14 protein-coding genes and 1 pseudogene are annotated in these 18,465 nt (G+C 59.6%); 11 read left to right on the top strand and 4 right to left on the bottom strand.

The genetic code is table 11. From position 1 onward, the window contains the following. The first annotated feature begins 25 nt into the window (after positions 1-25). The 4 genes from MEB48_RS18910 to MEB48_RS18895 are packed head-to-tail and all read left to right on the top strand — an operon-like array spanning position 26 to position 3,917. The gene (locus tag MEB48_RS18910) at positions 26-1,036 is read left to right on the top strand and encodes an ABC transporter permease subunit (protein WP_007900379.1); all 1,011 of its coding nucleotides are present in this window, start codon (positions 26-28) and stop codon (positions 1,034-1,036) included. A gap of 10 nt (positions 1,037-1,046) precedes the next feature. Further along, complete coding sequence (locus MEB48_RS18905) at positions 1,047-1,958, top strand: ABC transporter permease subunit (RefSeq protein ID WP_237885485.1); 912 nt, start codon at positions 1,047-1,049, stop codon at positions 1,956-1,958. A 10-nt stretch (positions 1,959-1,968) separates the two neighbouring features. Then, positions 1,969-2,937 carry an ABC transporter ATP-binding protein gene (locus MEB48_RS18900; protein WP_237885484.1) on the top strand — a complete coding sequence of 323 codons (969 nt, stop codon included), beginning with the start codon at positions 1,969-1,971 and terminating at the stop codon, positions 2,935-2,937. Beyond that, positions 2,937-3,917 (top strand): peptide ABC transporter ATP-binding protein, encoded by a 981-nt coding sequence (locus MEB48_RS18895; RefSeq protein ID WP_237885483.1) that lies wholly within the window; start codon positions 2,937-2,939, stop codon positions 3,915-3,917. Before MEB48_RS18900 ends, MEB48_RS18895 begins: the two co-directional genes overlap by 1 nt. Positions 3,918-4,088: 171 nt before the next feature. Here MEB48_RS18895 and MEB48_RS18890 read toward each other — a convergent pair whose 3' ends face one another. After that, on the bottom strand, positions 4,089-4,298 hold the full coding sequence (locus MEB48_RS18890) for a hypothetical protein (RefSeq protein ID WP_237885482.1): 210 nt from the start codon (positions 4,296-4,298) through the stop codon (positions 4,089-4,091). A gap of 330 nt (positions 4,299-4,628) precedes the next feature. Beyond that, positions 4,629-6,212, bottom strand: a complete 1,584-nt coding sequence (locus MEB48_RS18885; protein WP_237885481.1) for a peptide chain release factor 3 — start codon at positions 6,210-6,212, stop codon at positions 4,629-4,631. A 330-nt stretch (positions 6,213-6,542) separates the two neighbouring features. Between MEB48_RS18885 and MEB48_RS18880 the strand changes: the two are divergent. The 5 genes and pseudogenes from MEB48_RS18880 to MEB48_RS18860 all read left to right on the top strand — a co-directional run bounded on the left by MEB48_RS18880 (position 6,543) and on the right by MEB48_RS18860 (position 11,583). Continuing rightward, positions 6,543-7,239 (top strand): annotated as a pseudogene (locus MEB48_RS18880) (ABC transporter permease). Positions 7,240-7,259: 20 nt separating this feature from the next. Further along, complete coding sequence (locus MEB48_RS18875) at positions 7,260-8,153, top strand: glycine betaine ABC transporter substrate-binding protein (RefSeq protein ID WP_237885480.1); 894 nt, start codon at positions 7,260-7,262, stop codon at positions 8,151-8,153. A gap of 12 nt (positions 8,154-8,165) precedes the next feature. Continuing rightward, positions 8,166-8,819: an ABC transporter permease gene (locus MEB48_RS18870; protein WP_237885479.1), complete on the top strand. Its 654-nt coding sequence runs from the start codon at positions 8,166-8,168 to the stop codon at positions 8,817-8,819. Next, positions 8,816-9,973, top strand: a complete 1,158-nt coding sequence (locus tag MEB48_RS18865; protein WP_237885478.1) for an osmoprotectant ABC transporter ATP-binding protein OsmV — start codon at positions 8,816-8,818, stop codon at positions 9,971-9,973. The genes MEB48_RS18870 and MEB48_RS18865 overlap by 4 nt, the downstream gene beginning before the upstream one ends. Positions 9,974-10,419: 446 nt before the next feature. Continuing rightward, entirely contained in the window at positions 10,420-11,583 is a 1,164-nt protein-coding gene (locus MEB48_RS18860) for a type III PLP-dependent enzyme (RefSeq protein ID WP_008067252.1), read from the top strand. A 59-nt stretch (positions 11,584-11,642) separates the two neighbouring features. Here MEB48_RS18860 and MEB48_RS18855 read toward each other — a convergent pair whose 3' ends face one another. Together MEB48_RS18855 and MEB48_RS18850 are read right to left on the bottom strand one after the other, a co-directional pair. Continuing rightward, the gene (locus MEB48_RS18855; RefSeq protein WP_237885492.1) at positions 11,643-12,425 is read right to left on the bottom strand and encodes a tetratricopeptide repeat protein; all 783 of its coding nucleotides are present in this window, start codon (positions 12,423-12,425) and stop codon (positions 11,643-11,645) included. A 57-nt stretch (positions 12,426-12,482) separates the two neighbouring features. Beyond that, on the bottom strand, positions 12,483-13,163 hold the full coding sequence (locus tag MEB48_RS18850; RefSeq protein WP_123721297.1) for a Fe2+-dependent dioxygenase: 681 nt from the start codon (positions 13,161-13,163) through the stop codon (positions 12,483-12,485). A 206-nt stretch (positions 13,164-13,369) separates the two neighbouring features. Between MEB48_RS18850 and MEB48_RS18845 the strand changes: the two genes are divergently transcribed. Both MEB48_RS18845 and MEB48_RS18840 read left to right on the top strand, forming a co-directional pair. After that, positions 13,370-15,628, top strand: coding sequence for a TonB-dependent receptor (locus tag MEB48_RS18845; RefSeq protein WP_237885477.1), 2,259 nt, complete (start codon positions 13,370-13,372; stop codon positions 15,626-15,628). Between the two features lie 306 nt (positions 15,629-15,934). Next, positions 15,935-18,463 carry a PepSY domain-containing protein gene (locus MEB48_RS18840; RefSeq protein WP_237885476.1) on the top strand — a complete coding sequence of 843 codons (2,529 nt, stop codon included), beginning with the start codon at positions 15,935-15,937 and terminating at the stop codon, positions 18,461-18,463. Positions 18,464-18,465: the final 2 nt, after the last annotated feature.

Here is an 18,465-nt window from a genome sequence, read left to right as displayed (position 1 = left end):
ACCGGCTGATGAGGTACACCTTACGATGTTTAGTTTTATTGCCCGCCGACTGGGGTTACTGATCCCTACGTTCTTCGGCATCACCTTGCTGACTTTCGCGTTGATTCGCATGATTCCTGGCGACCCCGTGGAAGTCATGATGGGCGAACGTCGAGTCGACCCCGAAATGCATGCTCAGGCAATGGAACGCCTAGGTCTGAACAAACCCCTGTATGCCCAGTACCTGGATTACATCGGCAAACTGGCCCACGGCGACCTTGGCGAATCCCTGCGTACCCGTGAAAGCGTCTGGACCGAGTTCAGCTCTCTATTCCCCGCGACCCTGGAACTGTCCATGGCCGCCCTGTTGTTCGCCGGCATCCTGGGCCTTCTGGCCGGGGTGATCGCGGCACTCAAGCGAGGATCCCTGTTCGACCACGGGGTGATGGGCATCTCCCTGGCGGGATACTCGATGCCGATCTTCTGGTGGGGCCTGATCCTGATCATGTTCTTCTCGGTGAGCCTGGGCTGGACCCCGGTGTCCGGGCGGATCGACCTGCTCTACGACATCGAGCCGCGCACCGGCTTCATGCTGATCGATACGTTGCTGGCCGATGACGTCGGAGCTTTCTTCGATGCCCTGCATCACCTGATCCTTCCGGCCATCGTGCTCGGCACCATTCCGCTGGCGGTCATCGCGCGGATGACCCGTTCGTCGATGCTCGAAGTGCTGCGTGAAGACTACATCCGTACCGCCCGCGCCAAAGGCCTGTCGCCATCGCGCGTAGTGTTCGTTCACGGCCTGCGTAACGCACTGATTCCGGTCCTGACCGTGGTCGGCCTGCAAGTCGGCACGTTGCTGGCCGGTGCAGTCCTGACCGAAACCATTTTCTCCTGGCCCGGCATCGGCAAATGGCTGATCGAAGCCATTGGCGCACGGGACTATCCCGTGGTGCAGAACGGTATCCTGTTAATCGCCTGCCTGGTGATTCTGGTCAACTTCGTAGTGGACATCCTCTACGGCTTTGCCAACCCACGCATCCGTCATCAGCGCTGAGATCAAGACCATGACCACTCTCACTACATCGGTAGCAGTCGATCAAAGCCTGCTGTATCCGTCTCCGTACAAAGAATTCTGGCATGCGTTTTCCAGGAACAAAGGTGCCGTCGCCGGCCTGATGTTCATGCTGCTGGTGATTTTCTGCGCGATCTTCGCCCCATGGGTCGCGCCGCATAACCCAAGCGAGCAATACCGCGACTTCCTGCTGACGCCGCCCGCCTGGCTGGAAGGCGGGCAGATCCAGTTCCTGCTGGGTACCGATGAGCTCGGTCGCGACCTGCTGTCGCGTTTGATTCACGGTTCGCGCCTGTCCTTGCTGATCGGCTTGTCGTCGGTGGTCATGTCGCTGATTCCGGGGATCCTGCTGGGGCTGTTCGCCGGATTCTTCCCGCGCATACTCGGCCCGTCCATCATGCGTCTGATGGACATCATGCTGGCCCTGCCGTCCTTGCTGCTGGCCGTGGCGATTGTCGCCATCCTCGGCCCTGGCCTGATCAACACCATTATTGCCATCGCCGTGGTTTCATTGCCGTCCTATGTTCGTCTGACCCGCGCCGCGGTGATGGGCGAACTGAACCGCGACTACGTGACCGCCGCGCGTCTGGCCGGTGCCGGTCTGCCGCGCCTGATGTTCATCACCGTGCTGCCCAACTGCATGGCGCCGCTGATCGTTCAGGCCACCTTGAGCTTCTCTTCGGCGATTCTCGATGCCGCGGCATTGGGCTTCCTCGGCCTTGGCGTACAACCGCCAACCCCGGAGTGGGGCACCATGCTGGCTTCGGCCCGCGACTACATCGAACGCGCCTGGTGGGTGGTGAGCTTGCCTGGTTTGACCATTTTGCTCAGCGTGCTGGCAATCAACTTGATGGGCGACGGCCTGCGCGATGCGCTGGACCCGAAACTCAAGAACGCCGCCTGAGGAGATTCCAATGTCACTGTTAGAAATCAAGAATCTCAACGTTCGCTTCGGCGACGCCAACGCTGTTCCGGTTGTCGACGGTCTCGACATTTCCGTGGACAAAGGTGAAGTGCTGGCCATCGTCGGCGAATCGGGTTCCGGCAAGTCCGTGACCATGATGGCGCTGATGGGCCTGATCGAGCATCCGGGGATCGTCACTGCCGACGCCCTGAATTTCGACGGCAAGAACATGCTCAAGCTCAGCAACCGTCAACGTCGGCAAATCGTCGGCAAAGACCTGGCCATGGTGTTCCAGGACCCGATGACCGCGCTGAACCCGAGCTACACCGTCGGCTTCCAGATCGAAGAAGTGCTGCGCCTGCACCTGAAAATGTCCAGAAAGGACGCCCGCAAGCGCGCCATCGAACTGCTGGAAAAAGTGGAAATCCCCGGCGCCGCCAGCCGTATGGATGCCTACCCGCATCAACTGTCCGGCGGCATGAGCCAGCGCGTGGCGATTGCCATGGCAATTGCCGGCGAACCGAAACTGCTGATCGCCGACGAACCGACCACTGCGCTGGACGTAACGATTCAGGCGCAGATCATGGACCTGCTGCTGGCCCTGCAAAAAGAGCAGAACATGGGCCTGGTGCTGATCACTCACGACCTCGCGGTCGTGGCCGAAACCGCCCAGCGCGTCTGCGTGATGTACGCCGGCCAGGCGGTGGAAGTCGGTCAGGTGCCACAACTGTTCGACATCCCGGCGCACCCCTACAGCGAAGCACTGCTCAAGGCCATTCCGGAACACAGCCTGGGTGCCGCGCGCCTGTCGACGCTGCCGGGCATCGTTCCCGGTCGTTACGACCGCCCGCAAGGCTGCCTGCTGTCGCCTCGCTGCCCGTACGTGCAGGACAATTGCCGCGCACAACGCCCAACCCTTGACCCGAAAAGCAACAGCCTCGCCCGCTGCTTCTACCCGCTGAATCAGGAGGTGGCGTAATGGCCGTCGTACTTACCGCCCGCAACTTGACCCGTCACTACGAAGTGTCCCGTGGCCTGTTCAAGGGCCATGCGACCGTGCGCGCCCTTAACGGTGTGTCGTTCGAACTGGAAGCCGGCAAAACCCTCGCCGTCGTGGGCGAATCGGGTTGCGGAAAATCCACCCTGGCTCGCGCCCTGACACTGATCGAGGAGCCCTCCTCCGGCTCCTTGAAAATCGCCGGACAGGAAGTCGCCGGCGCCGACAAGGCTCAACGCAAGCAGCTGCGCAAAGACGTGCAGATGGTGTTCCAGAGCCCGTACGCATCGCTGAACCCACGGCAGAAGATCGGTGATCAACTGGCAGAGCCGCTGCTGATCAACACCAACCTGAGCGCTGCGGAACGTCGCGACAAAGTCCAGGCGATGATGAAACAGGTGGGCTTGCGTCCCGAGCACTACCAGCGTTACCCGCACATGTTCTCCGGCGGACAGCGCCAACGTATTGCCCTGGCCCGCGCGATGATGCTGCACCCGAAAGTGCTGGTCGCAGACGAACCGACCTCGGCCCTGGACGTATCGATTCAGGCCCAGGTACTCAACCTGTTCATGGATTTGCAGCAAGAGTTCAATACCGCCTACGTGTTCATCTCCCACAACCTGGCCGTGGTGCGTCACGTCGCCGATCACGTGATGGTGATGTACCTCGGCCGCCCGGTGGAAATGGGCCCGAAAGAGGACATCTACACTCGTCCTCTGCACCCCTACACCCAGGCGCTGTTGTCGGCCACTCCGACCATCCACCCGGACCCGGACAAACCGAAAATCAAGATCGTCGGCGAACTGCCCAACCCGCTGAACCCGCCGTCCGGCTGCGCCTTCCACAAGCGCTGCCCGTACGCGACCGAGCGCTGCACCACCGAAGAGCCGCTGCTGCGCCTGGTCGATACGCGTCAGGTGGCTTGTCATTACGCCGAGCAATTTCTCGACGGCGCGGCATAAATGTGGGAGCGGGCTTGCTCGCGAAGGCGGAGGCACAGTCAACATTGACGTCGCCTGACATTGCGCTTTCGCGAGCAAGCCCGCTCCCACACGGATTGCGCTGCTCACCCCTTCTGCTTCGATTGCGCATCAGTCCGGCAGGAGGGATTTTCTTTTGTCCGTCATTTACGTTTACGTGTCTTCCTCTTCCTCTTCCTCATCGACGTCCGGGTCGTCATCATCTGCTTCGGTCGCAGCGATCATCAGCTCGCTGTGCACGCCTTGCCCGTTCAAGGCCTGTTTTTCATGGTCCTGACATTCTGCCCACGCCACCGCCGACGTGCCGAGGGACAGCATCACCAAAACCTTTAGCAACAACACAATGCGTTGAAAAATGCTCATAGCCGATTCCATCCTTTGTGGGTGATGCATGGATGCCTGAAAGGTCCTGAATGAAATTTAGTTCCGATTGACCGGGTTCTCCAGAGAGGATGCTACCGGGTAGCAGAAAATGCCGTTGGCGAAGAGATTGGTTTCGAATAAGGGCTATACCCAAACCCACTAACAGTGATGATCCAATGTGGGAGCGGGCTTGCTCGCGAAGGCGTCGGGTCAGTCGATATCAATATTGAATGAAAGGCCGCTTTCGCGAGCAAGCCCGCTCCTGACCGCGGCGGCACAAAAAAGCCCCGAGGCTTACGCATCGGGGCTTTGGGTGTTACGGCTCAGCGCTTAATGATGCTCACGCGTCGCACGGAATTTCACATCCGGCCAGCGCTCTTCCATCAGCGCCAGGTTGACCCGGGTCGGGGCGAGGTAGGTCAAGTGACCGCCACCGTCCAGCGCGAGGTTTTCCACCGCTTTGTTGGAGAATTCCTCAAGCTTCTTCTTGTCGCTGCATTCGACCCAGCGCGCGGAATAAACGGTAATCGGCTCATAAGAGCATTCGACCTTGTATTCCTCTTTCAAACGGCTGGCGACCACATCGAACTGCAGCACACCGACAGCGCCGAGGATGATATCGTTGCTGCGCTCGGGGAAGAACACCTGAGTGGCGCCTTCTTCGGCCAGTTGCTGCAAGCCTTGGCGCAGTTGCTTGGATTTCAGCGGATCACGCAGACGCACGCGACGAAACAGTTCCGGGGCGAAGTGCGGGATGCCGGTGAAGCCCAGGACTTCGCCTTCAGTGAAGGTGTCGCCGATCTGGATGGTGCCGTGGTTGTGCAAACCGATGATGTCGCCGGCAAACGCTTCTTCCAGCTGCTCACGCTCGGAGGAGAAGAACGTCAGCGCATCGCCGATCCGCACGTCTTTGCCGGTGCGTACATGACGCATTTTCATGCCTTTTTCGTACTTGCCGGAGCAAATCCGCATGAAGGCGATGCGGTCGCGGTGTTTCGGGTCCATGTTCGCCTGGATCTTGAACACGAAGCCTGAGAATTTTTCTTCAACCGGTTCCACGGTGCGTTCGTTGGCGACGCGGGCCAGCGGTTTCGGCGCCCAGTTGACCACGGCGTCGAGCACGTGATCGACACCGAAGTTGCCCAATGCGGTACCGAAGAACACCGGTGTCAGTTGGCCGTCGAGGAATTCCTGTTGATTGAATTCGTGGCAGGCGCCCTGCACCAGTTCCAGCTGATCAACGAAGCGATCGTACTCGTCGCCCAAGTGCTCGCGGGCTTCATCGGAGTCGAGTTTCTCGATGATTTTCACGTCGGTGCGCTCGTGGCCGTGACCAGCGGTGTAGACGATGATGTAGTCGTCGGCGAGGTGGTAAACACCCTTGAAATCGCGGTAGCAACCGATCGGCCAGGTGATCGGCGCGGCCTTGATCTTCAGGACCGCTTCGATTTCGTCGAGCAGTTCGATCGGGTCGCGGATGTCACGGTCGAGTTTGTTGATGAAGCTGACGATCGGCGTGTCACGCAGACGGCAGACGTCCATCAGGGCGATGGTCCGTGGCTCTACACCCTTACCGCCGTCGAGGACCATCAAGGCCGAGTCCACCGCTGTCAGAGTGCGGTAGGTATCTTCGGAGAAGTCTTCGTGGCCCGGGGTGTCGAGCAGGTTGATCATGTGCTCGCGATACGGGAACTGCATGACCGACGTGGTAATGGAAATACCCCGTTGTTTTTCCATTTCCATCCAGTCGGAGGTGGCATGGCGGTCGGACTTGCGAGATTTCACCGTGCCGGCAACCGCAATCGCCTTGCCCATCAGCAAGAGTTTCTCGGTGATGGTGGTTTTACCGGCATCGGGGTGGGAAATAATGGCGAAAGTGCGGCGTTTCGCGACTTCGGCGGCCTGTTTGGTCATGGGAAATCGCCTGGCAGGTGATTCAAAAAAGGGCCGCGATTATAGCCCAACTTCATCGAAGAACCGAACCGTTGAGCACATTAGGGGTGGCCAAATGCTGCTTCAGATGGGAACCTTTCAGAGCGTGGAGGCGTCCACTCCCCTGTTACGGCTATTCGTCAGGGTTGAAAAATCAGCAAGTTAGCCTGACGAGGCTGCGCTTATGGCTCGATTTCATGCCGGGTTTACCGGCACTGATAGAGCTGCTTCTCGCGAACGTTGATTTCCCGGCAGCCAGGAATGGCATGCCACACGGGACTGCGTCCGCCGACTGAAAAAAGGAGTCCGCCTGTGGCTATCCACTATGGCAAAGGGCTGATAGGAGGCGCGCTGGTAATCGCCCTTCTGGCCCTGCTGATCCACTGGATCGGCATCAACACGATCGAACAGTACCGCGACGATTTGCTGTTTTACCTGCAAGCTCATCTGATTCTTGTCCTCGCTTCCATGCTGGCCGCCCTCGCTGTGGGCATCCCCGCCGGCATCTTCCTCAGCCGCCCGACCATGGTTGGACGCGCCGAACGCTTCATGCAGATCTTCAACATCGGCAACACCGTGCCGCCTCTCGCCGTACTGGCCATCGCCCTCGGGATCCTCGGCATCGGTAGCGGCCCGGCGATCTTCGCCTTGTTCCTCGCCTCGCTGTTGCCGATTGTGCGCAACACCTATGAAGGGCTGAAAAACGTTCAGAGTTCGCTCAAGGAAGCCGCCGTCGGCATCGGCATGACACCGACTCAGGTGCTGTGGCGGGTCGAACTGCCGAACGCCATGCCGCGTGGCGCTGGCAATCAACGTCGGGACTGCACCGCTGGCGTTCCTGATCGGCGCCAATAGCCTGGGCAGCCTGATTTTCCCCGGCATTGCCCTGAACAATCAGTCGCAACTGCTGCTCGGCGCGGCATGCACCGCCCTGCTGGCCTTGCTGCTCGACGGACTGGTGACACTCGCCAGCCGCCTCTGGCTCGAACGCGGCTTGCGCCCGTCTTAAGCCTCGGCAAAGGAATATCCATGAAGACATTTAGCTTTTTACTAGGCTGCGTTCTGCTGTTCGCAGGATTTGCCCAAGCCGCTGAAAAACCGCTGATTCGCATCGGCGCCCGGGTGTTTACCGAACAAACCTTGCTGGCGGAAATCACTTCCCAATACTTGCGCACCAAAGGTTACGACACCCAAGTGACGGGCGGTCTGGGCAGCAATCTGGCCCGCAGCGCCCACGAAAGTGGTCAATTGGATTTGATGTGGGAATACACCGGCGTTTCGCTCGTGGCCTACAACCATGTCACTGAAAAACTCGACAGCGAACAGTCCTACGCCCGAGTAAAAGAACTCGACGCGAAAAAAGGCCTGGTCTGGCTCACCCCGTCGAAATTCAGCAATACCTACGCCCTGGCACTGCCGGAAAACACCGCGAAGGCTTATCCGCAGATCAACACCATGAGCGAGCTGAACGCGGTGATGCAGGCGGAGCAGAAGCAAAATCATCTGGTAGCGCTGGACACTGAGTTCGCCAACCGCTCCGACGGTCTCGATGGCATGGTGGATCTCTACGGCATGAACCTGACCCGCAACAACATCCGTCAGATGGACGCCGGGCTGGTCTACACCGCCCTGCGCAATGGCCAGGTGTTCGCCGGTCTGGTCTACACCACCGACGGTCGCTTGAACGCCTTCAAGCTCAAATTGCTGGAAGACGACAAACACTACTTCCCCGACTACACCGCCGCGCCGGTGGTGCGTCAGGTTTACCTCGACGCCCACCCGAAACTCGCCGAAGAACTCAAGCCGCTGGCCGAACTGTTCGATGACGAAACTATGCGTCAGCTGAATGCGCGGGTCGATGTCGATCACGAAAGTCCTTCATCCGTTGCTGCAGATTTCCTGCGCCAGCACCCCATCAACTGAGGAGGAAAAGCCATGGAATTTTTGAACGCCTTTTCCCATCTCGATTGGCCGCAGGTTTTGCAGCTGACCTGGCAGCACATCACCCTGGTCGGCATCGCCGTCACCCTGGCGATTGTGGTCGGCGTGCCGCTGGGCATCCTGATGACTCGCTTCCCGACACTGGCCGGCCCCTTGCAAGCCAGCGCCACAGTGCTGCTGACCGTGCCATCGATTGCGCTATTCGGCCTGCTGCTGCCCTTCTACTCGAAATTTGGCCAGGGCTTGGGCCCGATGCCGGCAATCACCGCGGTATTTCTGTACTCGTTGCTGCCGATCATGCGCAACACCTACCTCGCCCTGACCAACGTCGAACCGGGCATTCGCGAAGCAGCGCGTGGCATCGGCATGACCTTCGGCCAGCGCCTGCGCATGGTCGAACTGCCCATCGCCGTGCCGGTGATCCTCGCCGGTGTGCGCACCGCCGTGGTGATGAACATCGGTGTGATGACCATCGCCGCGACCATCGGCGCCGGTGGCCTCGGTGTACTCATTCTCGCTTCCATCAGCCGCAGCGACATGTCGATGCTGATCGTCGGCGCCGTGCTGGTCAGTCTCCTGGCCATCTTCGCCGACCTGCTTCTGCAATGGCTGCAACGCACGCTGACTCCAAAAGGACTCCTGAAATGATCGAACTTCAAAACCTCAGCAAGACCTTCCAAAGCAACGGCAAAGATGTGAAAGCCGTGGACTCGGTAAGCCTGACCGTCAATGAAGGCGAAATCTGTGTGTTCCTCGGGCCATCGGGCTGCGGCAAAAGCACCACGCTGAAGATGATCAATCGCCTGATCAAGCCAACCTCCGGCAAGATCCTGATCAACGGCGAAGACACCACCGGCCTCGACGAAGTGACGTTGCGGCGCAACATCGGTTATGTGATCCAGCAGATCGGTCTGTTCCCGAACATGACCATCGAGGAAAATATCACCATCGTTCCGCGCCTGCTCGGCTGGGACAAACAGAAATGCCACGACCGTGCCCGCGAGTTGATGAGCATGATCAAGCTCGAACCCAAGCAGTATCTGACTCGCTATCCGCGAGAACTGTCCGGCGGCCAACAGCAGCGGATCGGCGTGATTCGTGCACTGGCAGCGGATGCGCCGTTGCTGTTGATGGACGAACCATTCGGTGCGGTCGACCCGATCAACCGCGAGATGATCCAGAATGAATTCTTCGAGATGCAACGGGCCCTGAACAAAACCGTGATCATGGTCAGCCACGACATCGACGAAGCCATCAAGCTGGGCGACAAGATCGCGATCTTCCGTGCCGGCAAACTGCTGCAAATCGATCACCCCGACACTCTGCTCGCGCACCCGACGGATGACTTTGTCAGCAACTTCGTCGGCCAGGACAGCACCCTCAAGCGTCTGCTGCTGGTCAAAGCCGAAGATGCGGCGGACAACGCGCCATCCGTCAGCCCGCAGACTCCCGTGGCCGAAGCGCTGGAATTGATGGATGAGCATGACCGGCGTTATGTGGCGGTCACCTGTTCCGAGAACAAGGCCCTGGGATATGTACGACGTCGCGACCTGCACCGTCAGACCGGCACCTGCGCGCAGTACTTGCGCGAGTTCAACGCCACAGCGGCCTACGACGAGCATTTGCGCATCCTGCTGTCGCGCATGTACGAGTTCAACCGCTCGTGGCTGCCGGTAATGGATGCCGAGCGGGTGTTCCTGGGTGAGGTGACCCAGGAATCGATTGCCGAATATTTGAGCTCTGGTAAGTCTCGTGGGGGCAAGACCAGCATTGTTTCGCCAGCGGAAGCCGCGTTGGCCTGATCCCTTTCTACTGATCGTTCCCACGCTCCGCGTGGGAATGCCGCCCTGGACGCTCTGCGTCCCCCCTTTGAGACGCAGAGCGTCTCTGGATGCATTCCCACGCAGAGCGTGGGAACGAGCATTGAAGGGAACATCACACTGTCATGCAGGTCGGTTACATCAGTAGCTGTCCGGCACCGCACGACGGATGCGTGCAAAAACGCGACATTTTTTGTTGATCTCAAGCCCCTCACGCCCTAAAGTTCGCGCCGAACGTCCATGCTGGAAACGATCCATCCGGCTCAAGTACTGACGACGAGACAGCAAGGCCAAGGGTAAGCACCGCCTCCCATGGCCTTTTTGCTTTCGGCGACATGCCTTGGGAAGTAGGCGAACCAAAGTGGGGATACGGAGGGCGTTCATTTGCACCCATTGATAATTTCAGTTTGCCAGTAGGAGTTCCCAGCATGTCGATCAACGTCGAAGACTATTTCGCGCGCGATACCTTCCAGAAAATGAAGGCTTTCGCCGACAAACAAGAAACCCCGTTCGTGGTGATCGACACCGCGATGATTAGCCAGGCCTACGACGACCTGCGCGCCGGTTTCGAATTCGCCAAGGTCTACTACGCAGTCAAGGCCAACCCGGCCGTTGAAATCATCGACCTGCTCAAAGAGAAAGGCTCGAACTTCGACATCGCCTCGATCTACGAGCTCGACAAAGTGATGAACCAGGGCGTCGGCCCGGATCGCATCAGCTACGGCAACACCATCAAGAAATCCAAAGACATTCGCTACTTCTACGACAAGGGCGTGCGTCTGTATGCCACCGACTCCGAAGCCGACCTGCGCAACATCGCCAAGGCTGCTCCAGGCTCGAAAGTCTATGTGCGCATCCTGACTGAAGGTTCGACCACCGCTGACTGGCCACTGTCGCGTAAATTCGGCTGCCAGACCGACATGGCCATGGACCTGCTGATCCTTGCTCGCGACCTGGGCCTGGTGCCTTATGGCATCTCGTTCCACGTTGGTTCGCAGCAGCGCGACATCAGCGTTTGGGACGCGGCCATCGCCAAGGTCAAAGTGATCTTCGAGCGTCTGAAAGAAGAAGACGGCATCCACCTGAAGCTGATCAACATGGGCGGCGGCTTCCCGGCCAACTACATCACCCGCACCAACAGCCTGGAAACCTACGCTGAAGAAATCATCCGCTTCCTCAAGGAAGACTTCGGCGACGAGCTGCCGGAAATCATCCTGGAGCCGGGCCGTTCGCTGATCGCCAACGCCGGCATTCTGGTCAGTGAAGTGGTGCTGGTGGCGCGTAAATCCCGTACCGCCGTTGAGCGATGGGTGTACACGGATGTGGGCAAATTCTCCGGTCTGATCGAAACCATGGACGAAGCCATCAAGTTCCCGATCTGGACCGAGAAGAAAGGCGAGATGGAAGAAGTGGTTATCGCCGGCCCGACCTGCGACAGCGCCGACATCATGTACGAGAACTACAAGTACGGCCTGCCGTTGAACCTGGCGATCGGTGACCGTTTGTACTGGTTGTCGACCGGTGCGTACACAACCAGCTACAGCGCCGTTGAGTTCAATGGCTTCCCGCCGCTGAAGTCGTTCTACGTGTAAGCGCTACACGCAGAAATTTCTGTTCAGCTGATCGTTCCCACGCTCTGCGTGGGAATGCCTCAATGGACGCTCCGCGTCCGCTTCGGCAGGGACGCGGAGCGTCCCAGGGCTGCATTCCCACGCAGAGCGTGGGAACGATCTATCCCCGGGGTCAGCTCCCGAGCACGCTGTTGATACTCGGTGACCAGCCCATGAATCCTTGGATCAGTCGACATCGATAACGTCTGACTCGCCACCCGCAAAAAATTCAGATTACCGCCATCCAGTGCCTTGTGCAGCCAACCCAGCGCCTCGGCGATCTTGCCTTCATCCGCCAGAACGGCGGCATAACTGAACTGCCCACGAAAATCCCCGCCGACCGCCGAGCGTCGATACCAGTCACGGGCAGCTAGCGGATCTGCCGGACAAACCCGGCCTTCTTCCAGATAACGCCCCAGCAGGTTCATCGACTTTGCATGCCCCAGTTCAGCGGCGCGGCGATAAAGGCCTAGCGCTTGTACCTGATCCTCGATCACTCCACGACCAGTAGCCAGCAGATTGGCGTAGTTGTACATCGCCCAATCCAGTCCGGTTTCAGCGGCAACACGATAGTGCTCCGCGGCGATCGTGGCGTCGGCGGTGCAACCCCAGCCATGTTCATGACAACGGCCGAGCATGTTGCGCGCCATCGGGTGTCCGCCCTGGGCGGCGATCTCGAACCAGCGCACAGCCAGCGGCTGATCCTGCTCAATCCCTCGCCCGTCCAGCAGGATCTGCCCGAGCAACGCCTGAGCATCGAGCACGCCTTCACGGGCGGCGATCAGAATCGCCTGAGCCGCTCGCGCCGGGCTTTCTTCGAGCATCGATTTGAGGTGGTCGCCATCGAGGATTTCCTCGCGGCGTAAGCGAAAGTCCGTCACTTACACCTCGACCCAACGACGCAACAGGTTGTGATAGGTGCCAGTCAGGCGGATCAATGAAGGGTGGTCGGGCATGTCTTGGGTCAGCTGTTGAATCGCCCCGTCCATCTCGAACAGCAAGGCACGCTGGCTGTCTTCCCGCACCAGGCTTTGCGTCCAGAAAAACGAGGCGTAACGGGTGCCACGCGTAACGGCGTTGACCTTGTGTAAGCTGGTGCCGGGATACAGGACCATGTCGCCGGCCGGCAACTTCACGCGCTGGGTACCGAAGGTGTCCTGGATTTCCAGTTCGCCGCCGTCGTAGTCCTCCGGTTCGCTGAAGAACAGTGTTGCCGACAGGTCGGTGCGCACCCGCTCGATGCTGCCCTTGGGCTGACGCACGGCGTTGTCGATGTGAAAGTCAAAACTGCCCCCAGCCGTGTAGCAGTTCAGTAACGGAGGGAAGACCTTGTGCGGTAATGCCGCCGACATGAACTGCGGATTTTTCCACAACCGTTCGAGCATCGCCGCACCGATTTCCTTGGCCAGCGGATGCCCTTCAGGCAGTTGCAGATTGTGCTTGGCCTTGGCCGACTGGTAACCGGCGGTGATTTTGCCATCGGCCCAATCCGCCTGTGTCAGGGCCTCGCGAATACGCTGCACTTCTTCTTTCGCGAACACGCCGGGAATGTGCAGCAACATGAAAAGACACCTGAAGGCAAAGGGGCGCCAATGGTATTGATTCTTATTGCACCTGTAAAACCCCGGCAGACGAATGAAACCGAAAAACCGTAAAGGCAAATTGTAAAGAATGTAAATTAATCGCGAATAGCAACGTTTCGCAATTGATACAGATACCTGTTTACCCTATATTCCGCGGCCTCAAATCCTTGGGGAGGGGAATTCACATGTCACGCCAACAACTACAATTAACGGTCAGTTCACCGCGTTTGCTCGCCTCTGCAATTGGCATGGCGATCACTGCCGGCTCTGCGGGCCACATGGTTTTCGCGGCCGAGAAGAGCGGCGAAAAAGCACTGAACAATGCGATTTCCCTGGACGCGACCAGTGTTGTGGGCGAGCAGGATGACGCCTCCTACAAGACCGATACTTCGGCCTCCAAGAAGTACACCGCGCCCCTGCGCGAGACGCCGAAAAGCGTCACTGTGATCCCGCAACAAGTGATTCGCGACACTGGCGCCACCAGCCTGGTCGACGCCCTGCGCACCACCCCAGGCATCACCTTCGGTGCCGGTGAAGGGGGCAACCCGGCGGGCGATCGTCCGATCATTCGTGGTTTCAACGCCGAAAGCGACACGTTCGTCGACGGCATGCGCGACCCGGCGTCCCAGAGCCGCGAGATCTTCAACGTCGAATCGATCGAAGTCAGCAAAGGCCCCGGGTCGGCCTTCACCGGCGCCGGTTCCACCGGTGGCAGCCTGAACCTGGTGAGCAAGACTGCCAAACTGGGCAATGCCTACAACGGCGGCTTCACTTGGGGTTCGGATCAGACCAAGCGCACCACTCTGGATCTGAACCAGCAGATGACCGACACCTCGGCCGTGCGTCTGAACCTGATGAAGCACGAAGCCAACGTCGCCGGCCGTGATGCCGTGGACGTCAGTCGCTGGGGCGTAGCGCCGTCCTTCGCTTTCGGACTGGGCACCGATACCCGCTTGACCGTCGGCTACTACCACGTCGAAACCGACGACATGCCCGACTATGGCATCCCGTTGACCTTGAGCCCCAACCGCAGCAAGCACAACGTCGATAAGCCTGTGAATGTCGATCGCGACAACTTCTACGGCCTCACCGGTCGCGACTTTCGCGAGACCACCAATGACAGCGGCACCCTCAAGATCGAACACGATCTGAATGAAGACCTGACTGTGTCGAACAGCTTCCGCATGTCCCGCTCGACCCTGGACTACATCGTCACCAACCCGGACGACAGCAAGGGCAACGTGGTCAATGGCAACGTGTACCGGGGTGCTAAGAGCCGTAACTCGACGTCCAGCGGATGGGTCAACCAGACCGACCTGAGCGCCAAATTCAACACTGGCGCCATTGAGCACAGCCTGGTGACCGGTCTTGAGTTTTCCTATCAGGACACCCACAACCGCCCGTACCTCTTGACCTCCACCGCCAGCGGCACCCGGTGCAACAGCGCCCTGTTCACCTCCGGCGACTGCACCAGTCTGTACAACCCGACGCCCGGGGATCACTGGAGCGGCACCATCACCGACAGCAAAGCCTTCACCGATACCGACACCAAAACCGCTGCGGCCTACGTGTTCGATACCCTGAAGTTCAACGAGCAATGGTCCCTGAACCTGGGCCTGCGTTACGACAACTTCCAGGTCGAATCCAGCGGCTTCGCCAACGCTAGCAGCACAGCCCCAGCGGGCAGTTTCTCCCGTGAGAACACCAGCGACCTGGTGAACTACCAAATCGGCGTGGTCTATAACCCACTGCCTAACGGCAGCATCTACGCGGCCTACTCCACTTCCAGCAACCCGGCCGGCGAAACCAGCGGCAACGGTGGCCTGGAACTGGCAGCGAACAACAGCACGCTGGAGCCGGAAAAAAACCGCAACTACGAGATCGGTACCAAGTGGGACTTCTTCGGTGACGATCTGTCGCTGACCGCCGCGCTGTTCCGTACCGAGAAAACCAACGCGCGGATCAACGACCCGGACGGCGGCACCACTCAAGTGCTGGACGGTGAACAGCAGGTCAATGGCCTGGAACTGAGCTACTCCGGCAAGCTGACGCGCAACTGGAGAGTCTTCGGCGGCTACACCTATATGGACAGCGAAGTGGTCAAGACCACACTCGCCGCCGATGAAGGCAACCATATGCCGAGCACTCCACAGAACAACTTCACGTTCTGGTCGACCTACGACCTGGTGCCGGACAAGTTGACCGTCGGTGCCGGTGCGACCTACGTCGATTCCCAGTTCGGCAACGTCGCCAACTCGGTGGAAATCCCGTCCTACTGGCGTTACGACGCGATGGCCAGCTATCGCCTGACCAAGAACGTCGACCTGCAACTCAACGTACAGAACCTGACCGACGAGCATTACTTCGACCAGATACTCCAGAACCACTACGCCCACGTCGCGGCGGGCCGTACCGCCCTGCTGAGTGCCAACTTCCACTTCTGATAGCAGAAGCGAAAGGCCAAAGCCCCAATGCCAGTCATTTAAACGAGAATCTCTGTGGGAGCGGGCTTGCTCGCGAAGACGGCGGCACAGTCAACATTGATGTTGCCTGACCCACCGCTTTCGCGAGCAAGTCGAATCGTCGCACCGCCGCTCCCACAGGTTCCGCGGCGTAACTGACTGACATCAGGCCAAAGCCCCGTTCATCGAAGTGAACGGGGCTTTTGTGTGTAAAAAAGAATGCTTCTCGACAACTCACGGCATAATGCGCGCCGTGATGATAATTTTTGAACGAACAAGGCGAGCGACGTGTTGAAGAAATCCCTGTTCCAGTTGCACTGGTTTTTCGGCATCAGCGCCGGACTGGTCCTGGCCCTGATGGGCATCACCGGGGCGGCGGTATCGTTTCAGGATGAAATCCTGCGGGCACTGAACCCCTCTGTGCTACACGTCGATAAGCAGATAGCCGGCGTGCTGCCCCCGGCTGAGCTGGTGGAAAAAATCGAAGGTGCTTCGGGCAAAACCGTCTCGATGCTCTGGGTCGAAACCGACAGCGGCAACGCCGCGCGGGTGATCTTCACGGCGCCGCCTGGCGAACGTCGCGGGCCGATGCGTTACTTCGACCCGTACACCGGCGAGTTCATGGGCGCTGTCACCGGCCAGGATTTCTTTGGCCTGATGCTGCAACTGCACCGGGTTCTGGCCATGGACGATATCGGCCGGCAGATCACCGGCGCCTGTACGCTGATTCTGCTGTTCTTCTGCCTGTCCGGCCTGTACCTGCGCTGGCCGCGCCAGTGGAAAAGCTGGCGCGCCTGGCTGACCCTGGACTGGAATAAAAAGGGTCGCAGCTTCAACTGGGATCTGCACTCGGTGGCCGGTACCTGGTGCCTGGTGCTCTATCTTTTGGCGGCGTTGACCGGGTTGTTCTGGTCGTACGAGTGGTACAACAAGGGCCTGACGCGACTGCTTTCCGATTCGCCGCAGAACGAGCGAGTGCGCAGTGGTCGCGGTCCCGCACCAAGCGGCCCGGCCCCCACCGCCGACTACGCCGCCATATGGAGCAGCATCTACAGCGCCGCCGGCCCTGATCTTTCATCCTACAACGTGCGTATGCCGCCCGTGGCCGGCCAACCGGCAACGGTGTTCTACCTGCTGAAGAATTCCCCCCACGACCAGGCGCGGAACCAGATCATCCTCGATCCGGCGACCGGCATCGTCAGCCGTCATGACCGCTACAGCGACAAGAGCCTCAAGGCGCAGCTGCTGACCAGTATTTATGCGCTGCACGTCGGCAGCTATTTCGGGATGGTCGGTCGGATAATCCTGACGATCGCCGCGCTGGCCATGCCGCTGTTTTTCATCACTGGCTGGTTGCTGTACCTGGACCGTCGACGCAAGAAACGTCAAATCAAGGATGCCCGCAAAGGCCTCGCGCAACCGGGCAGCGACGCGCCCGCATGGCTGATCGGCTTCGCCAGCCAGAGCGGATTCGCCGAACAGCTCGCCTGGCAGACCGCCGGGCAATTGCAGGCCGCCGGGTTGCCGGTGAAGGTTCAACCATTGGCGAATGTCAGTGAACAGGACCTGCAGGATTCCAGCAACGCGCTATTTGTGGTCAGCACCTTCGGCGACGGTGAAGCACCGGACAGCGCTCGAGGATTCGAACGCAAAGTGCTGGGCCGTGCGCTGAGCTTCGACAGCCTTAACTATGCCGTGCTCGGCCTCGGTGACCGCCAGTATCAACACTTCTGCGGCTTCGCCCGTCGCTTGCACACCTGGCTGGGCGAGCACGGCGGCAAGACCTTGTTCGCCCCGGTGGAGGTCGACAGCGGTGATCCTTACGCCTTGCGTCACTGGCAACAGCAACTCGGCTTGCTGACTGGACAGACGCCGGTGGATACCTGGCAGGCACCCAGCTACGACAACTGGACCCTGACCCGCCGCGAATTGATGAACCCGGACAGCAGTGGTTCGCCTGTGTACTTGCTCGGCCTCACCGCCCCCACCACCAGCAGCTGGCTGGCTGGTGACCTGGTGGAAGTACTGCCGCGTAATTGTCCGTGGGCCATCGAGCATTTCCTCGACGGCCTGGGGATTGACGGTCGGGCCAGGGTTGAGTTCGATGGCCTGTCGCAAACCCTGGAACAAGCCCTGGCCAGCCGCCAACTGCCCGAGAACCGCGCTCATCTGGTCGGCCTGCACGCCCAAGCGCTGGCGGACGCCCTGGTGCTATTGGCCATGCGCGAATACTCCATCGCCTCGATCGCCGCCGACGGCGTGCTGGAATTGATTGTGCGTCAGGAAGTGCATTCCGACGGCACCTTGGGCGTCGGTTCCGGCTGGTTGACCGAGCATGCGCCCGAGGGTAGCGGCATCAGTTTGCGGGTGCGGCGCAACAGTGGCTTCCATCTACCGAACGAACCCGTTCCGATGATCCTGTTGGGCAACGGCACCGGACTGGCCGGGTTGCGCAGTTTGCTCAAGGCACGGATTGCCGACGGGCAGCAGCGCCAGTGGCTGCTGTTCGGCGAGCGTAATCGGGAACACGATTACCTGTGCAGTGCCGAGCTGGAAGAATGGTTGATCAACGGCGATCTGGCGCGTCTGGATCTGGCGTTTTCCCGGGATCAGGCCGAGAAGATCTATGTGCAGGATCGCCTGCGCGAGTCGGCGGTTGAATTGAAGAAATGGCTGGCCGATGGCGCCGTGATTTACATCTGCGGCAGTTTGCAGGGGATGGCTTCAGGGGTGGATCACGTGCTCAACGAATTGCTCGGCATTGAAGAGGTCGACCGCCTGATCGAACAAGGCCGCTACCGCCGCGACGTCTACTGACA

Source organism: Pseudomonas sp. PGPR40 (assembly GCF_022014505.1).
GTDB lineage: Bacteria > Pseudomonadota > Gammaproteobacteria > Pseudomonadales > Pseudomonadaceae > Aquipseudomonas.
This window is presented reverse-complemented; position numbering and strand designations above follow the sequence as displayed.

What these genes read in the sequence shown, in the direction of transcription:
- MEB48_RS18895 (WP_237885483.1), top strand. Translation starts at nt 2,937, where the DNA reads ATGGCCGTCGTACTTACCGCCCGCAACTTGACCCGTCACTACGAAGTG.
- MEB48_RS18870 (WP_237885479.1), top strand. Translation starts at nt 8,166, where the DNA reads ATGGAATTTTTGAACGCCTTTTCCCATCTCGATTGGCCGCAGGTTTTG.
- MEB48_RS18850 (WP_123721297.1), bottom strand. Translation starts at nt 13,163, where the DNA reads ATGTTGCTGCACATTCCCGGCGTGTTCGCGAAAGAAGAAGTGCAGCGT.
- MEB48_RS18875 (WP_237885480.1), top strand. Translation starts at nt 7,260, where the DNA reads ATGAAGACATTTAGCTTTTTACTAGGCTGCGTTCTGCTGTTCGCAGGA.
- MEB48_RS18885 (WP_237885481.1), bottom strand. Translation starts at nt 6,212, where the DNA reads ATGACCAAACAGGCCGCCGAAGTCGCGAAACGCCGCACTTTCGCCATT.
- MEB48_RS18905 (WP_237885485.1), top strand. Translation starts at nt 1,047, where the DNA reads ATGACCACTCTCACTACATCGGTAGCAGTCGATCAAAGCCTGCTGTAT.
- MEB48_RS18860 (WP_008067252.1), top strand. Translation starts at nt 10,420, where the DNA reads ATGTCGATCAACGTCGAAGACTATTTCGCGCGCGATACCTTCCAGAAA.
- MEB48_RS18855 (WP_237885492.1), bottom strand. Translation starts at nt 12,425, where the DNA reads ATGCTCGAAGAAAGCCCGGCGCGAGCGGCTCAGGCGATTCTGATCGCC.
- MEB48_RS18900 (WP_237885484.1), top strand. Translation starts at nt 1,969, where the DNA reads ATGTCACTGTTAGAAATCAAGAATCTCAACGTTCGCTTCGGCGACGCC.
- MEB48_RS18845 (WP_237885477.1), top strand. Translation starts at nt 13,370, where the DNA reads ATGTCACGCCAACAACTACAATTAACGGTCAGTTCACCGCGTTTGCTC.
- MEB48_RS18910 (WP_007900379.1), top strand. Translation starts at nt 26, where the DNA reads ATGTTTAGTTTTATTGCCCGCCGACTGGGGTTACTGATCCCTACGTTC.
- MEB48_RS18865 (WP_237885478.1), top strand. Translation starts at nt 8,816, where the DNA reads ATGATCGAACTTCAAAACCTCAGCAAGACCTTCCAAAGCAACGGCAAA.
- MEB48_RS18890 (WP_237885482.1), bottom strand. Translation starts at nt 4,298, where the DNA reads ATGAGCATTTTTCAACGCATTGTGTTGTTGCTAAAGGTTTTGGTGATG.